The following is a 3,922-nucleotide window of genomic DNA, read 5'->3' as shown; positions in this document are numbered from 1 at the left end:
CCATGGCCAGCCTGCGCAACCTCGCCATCAGCCTCTTCCGCCAGAACGGCGAGACCAACATCGCCGCCGCCCTCCGACGCACCAGCCGCGACTACCACCGACCGCTGTCGGCCCTCGGCCTCACGTGATCAACCCGGACAGATCCCGATCATGCAATGACCCTGGTGCGGTGCCCGCGCCGATCTCCGCCAGTGCGCGAGAGAGCTGATCACGGGTAACGAAAGTCTGGGACATCTCCTCCCGCACGGAACCGAGCTCCTCTTCCAGCTCCTTCGCCCGCCGAGACAGTCGCTCCGCCTTCTCGCCATAGAACTCGATGGCGACACGCAACCCTGGCGCCGCGGCTTCCTCGCCCTCGAAACCCATGCGTCCCCTTGGACTCTCTGGCGCCAACACTGATGCCAGACATCGTAGGGAACGCCAGACGTCCCAGACACCCAAATGCCAAACAATCCAGGGAAGTTGCGCTGTCCCGCAGGCCGGACGCACGCGTGAGTGACCTGGATACGGTGCAGAGCGATGGCGTGTTGGTCTGCCGGCTGATTGCTCAGGAGTGTGGTGTGGCACTTGATACGGATATGGGGTTGACGGTTGGTGGAGAAGAGGGTCCAATTGACCGCGAGACCAGCCATCTTCAAGGCTCATCCGACGAGTTGAGCGCTTAAATCCTGCACCCTCGGGCGCGGGTATGGCTGGTCTCTCTTTCCGTTGTGGAACAATTCGGGGCAGCGGGCCCCAAGCGCTCATCGCCGTTCAGGCCAGGGGCTACTCGTTCGTGAGCGGCCCGTAGGCTCTGCTCATGCCGCCCGAAGATGACTCGCAGAGCACCGTCCAGCCCTGGCAGGAGTGCACTGATGTGTACGACTTCCTGGAGCAAGTCCGTCTGCGGCCCGGCATGTGGCTGCCTCCGCATGGGTCCCTTCACCATCTGGAATCCATGCTCGGCGGCTACCAGATAGCGCTGGGCGTGCACTCCATCGACGAGCCCTTCCCCTTCTGGGGCGACGGCCCGTTCAGCCAGTGGCTCTGCCAACACTTCGGCCGACCGAGCTCGCTCAGCTGGGCCACTCAAATCGAACAGGAGACGTCCGACGGATCCACACCCGTTGAAGAGTTCTTCCGGCTGCTGGACGACTACCGTCGTCACGCCGCTGTGAAGCCGAAGCCAAGTACCTCGGAATCCGGCTTCCAGGCATCGAGTACATGGGCAACACCTTCGTCACCCTCTTCTGGCGCCAACGGCTCCTCGACCAGGCTGTGCACCGCCTCGAAGACCATGGCTTCCGTGTCGTCCGGTTGGCAGCGGGCCAATGGAACACGGAACGGGACATGCACCGTGCCGTCGCTGCCGCCCTGCGGTTCCCCGACTACTACGGCCACAACCTTGACGCACTCCACGACTGCCTCGGCGATGTGAACCGCCCCGGGGTCGGTAGAGATCTCAGATTGTGGTGATGACCTGGGGTTTCGTGAGTTCGGTGTAGTAGTTGGCTTCGTATTCGACGGGTGGGACGTGGCCTATCTCACCGTGGAGTCGTCGGTGGTTGTACCAGTCGACCCACTCGGCGGTGGCGAGCTCGACATCGGGCAGCGTCTTCCATGGCCGTCGGGGCTTGATCAGCTCGGTCTTGAACAGGCCGATCGTGCTCTCCATCAGGGCATTGTCGTAGGCATCGCCGACCGATCCGATCGAGGCGGCGATGCCGGCGGCGTCCAGATGCTCGGCGAGCCGGAAACTCGTGTATTGCGACCCGGCGTCGGAATGATGGATCAACTCACCCGGCCGGACGGGCTGTTCGTCGCGGTCGCGTTGCCAGATCGCCATCTCCAGGGCGTCCAGCACGAAGACCGTCTCCTTCACGGTCGCGGCGGACCAGCCGACGATCCGGCGGGAGAAGGTGTCCACGACGAACGCGACGTAGACGACACCGGCCCAGGTCTTCACGTGGGTGAAGTCCGCGACCCAGCACCGGTTCGGGGCGGCGGCGACGAAGTCGCGGTCGACCAGATCGGGAGCCCGCTCGGTCTGTCCGCCGGGGAGGGTGGTGATGACGCGCTTGCCGCGCACCGCACCCTGGATGCCGAGCTCGCGCATCAGGCGCTCGACGGTGCAGCGGGCCACGGCATGTCCCTGCCGGTTCAGCTCGCGCCAGATCTTCCTCGCGCCGTAGACGCGGTAGTTGGACGTGTAGACGTCCTGGATCCACTCCTTGAGACCCTCGTCGCGCACGGAACGGGCCGAGGGAGTTTCGAGGCGTTTCTTGCAGGCGTAGTACGTGGAAGGGGCGATCTCGCAGTCATGCTCGGTGAGCGCTCTGCAGATCGGCTCGACCCCGCCGAAGCGGTCCCGGTGCTCGTCGATGAACGCTACGAGCGTGTGTGTGGCCGGTCGAGCTCGGCCGCGAAGAAAGACGCCGCCGCCTTCAAGATGTCGTTCGCCCGCTTCAGCTCGGCGTTCTCCTTCTTCAGTGCCTTGAGCTGGGCGGACTCCTCCGTCGTCGTCCCCGGCCGCTGTCCGGCGTCGATCTCGTGCTGCTTCACCCAGTTCCGCAGCGTCTCTCGGGAACCGATGTCCAACTTTTCGGCAACGGACTGCAGCGCTGCCGTCTCGGTCGGGTAGTCGCCGCGGACCTCGGCGAACATGCGCACCGCGCGACGGCGCAGCTCAAGCGGGTAACGGGAAGGTCGTGCCATGACTCAATCCTTTCACGGAATCGAGTCTCTACCTGACCCGGGGCGGTTCAGACGAAGACCGCGTCACCCGTGCCCAGCATCTGCTCATCCAGCTCGGTGCCGCACTGGTCTCACAGCCCTTCGACACCCGCACCCACGACCGGCTGCGCGCCTTCCTCACCGACGACGCCGCCGACGTCCTGACATCCCTGCAGACGCTGAAGAAGCGCCCGGAACTGGAGCTGCGCCGACGGATCGCCGAGCTGACCGGCAACACGCCGCTCCGCAACGGGGGCTCGGCATGAGTGCCTTGTGGGCCCGCCGCCGCCCCGCCGGGAAGCCGGCCCTGCCCGAAGCTGAGCCGCAGGACTGGGCCATCGACGAGGGGCCCCAGGACGTGGCCGGCTGGTCGACCGGCGCCCAGGCGAACACCGCCACGGCGATCCGCTGGACAGCCTGGGGACTGCTCGTCCTCGGCCCTGTGCTCGGCGCGTTCGCGTACCTGTCAGCGCCGACGCAGGCCGGAGGAGGGGAGCAGAGGCGGCCGGCAGCCGCCGTGCTGGGTTCCACCGGCGCGCAGGGAGCGGCCGGCTTCGCCCAGCTCTTCGTCGCCGAGTTCATCGCGGCGGGGGAGGGCGACCAGGACAAGCTCACCGCCTACTACCCGGACGCCACGAGCCTGCGGCTGGAAGGAGAGTCCGGGCGCCGCCGCGGTGAACAGCTCACCGTCGTACGGCTGCGGCAGCCCGACTCCGGAATCTGGTCGGTGACGGTGGCCGCACGGATCACCGCCACGAAGCCGGCCCCTTCGCCGTCCGACGCGGTGTCCGACCGCAAGGACAGCTCCAAGGCCGCAGCCACAGCGGCCGACGCCGTGCGGTACTTCCAGGTCCCCGTCGCTACCGCGCCCGACGCCGCCGGCGCGAGCGGCTACACCGCGCTGGCCATGCCGACCGAAGTCGCCGCTCCGGGCCGGATCAAGGCTCCCGGTCTCGTGTACGGGCCGATGCGGCCGGCCTTGGCGACCGACCCCCGCACCCAGGCCGTCACCGAATTCCTGACCTCCTACCTCACCGGCTCCGGTGAGCTGGACCGCTACCTCGCCCCCGGAACCGACCTCACCGCAGTCACGCCCGCCCCCTACACCGGACTCGCGCTCGACTCCCTCGCCATCGAGGGGGAGAAGGGCAGCGAACCGGTCACGGCCGTGCCCGCCGACGGCACGACCCTGCGGCTGCTGGCCGCGCTC

At 67.2% G+C, this 3,922-nt stretch carries 4 protein-coding genes; 2 read left to right on the top strand and 2 right to left on the bottom strand.

All coding sequences use genetic code 11. The annotated features are described in order from the left end of the window. Nucleotides 1-120: 120 nt before the first annotated feature. Nucleotides 121-366, bottom strand: coding sequence for a hypothetical protein (locus tag J1C73_RS21445; RefSeq protein ID WP_207317848.1), 246 nt, complete (start codon nt 364-366; stop codon nt 121-123). Between the two features lie 837 nt (nt 367-1,203). Between J1C73_RS21445 and J1C73_RS36240 the strand changes: the two genes are divergently transcribed. Continuing rightward, on the top strand, nt 1,204-1,455 hold the full coding sequence (locus J1C73_RS36240; protein ID WP_443732224.1) for a barstar family protein: 252 nt from the start codon (nt 1,204-1,206) through the stop codon (nt 1,453-1,455). Here J1C73_RS36240 and J1C73_RS21435 read toward each other — a convergent pair. After that, nucleotides 1,442-2,694 (bottom strand): IS3 family transposase gene (locus tag J1C73_RS21435; protein WP_207317847.1). Its coding sequence is split into 2 segments (ribosomal slippage): nt 1,442-2,412 and nt 2,412-2,694, totalling 1,254 coding nucleotides; the frame shifts between segments, so codons are not numbered across the junction. The genes J1C73_RS36240 and J1C73_RS21435 overlap by 14 nt on opposite strands. Before the next feature lie 280 nt (nt 2,695-2,974). On the opposite strand from J1C73_RS21435, the gene J1C73_RS21430 reads away from it, so the two are divergent. After that, nucleotides 2,975-3,922 (top strand): conjugal transfer protein (locus J1C73_RS21430; RefSeq protein ID WP_207317846.1); only part of this gene is annotated, 948 nt, incomplete at its 3' end.

The sequence above is a fragment of the Streptomyces laculatispora genome (assembly GCF_017353455.1).
Lineage (GTDB): Bacteria > Actinomycetota > Actinomycetes > Streptomycetales > Streptomycetaceae > Streptomyces > Streptomyces laculatispora.
The sequence above is the reverse complement of the archived record's forward strand: the minus strand, read 5'-3'. Positions and strand labels throughout refer to the sequence as shown.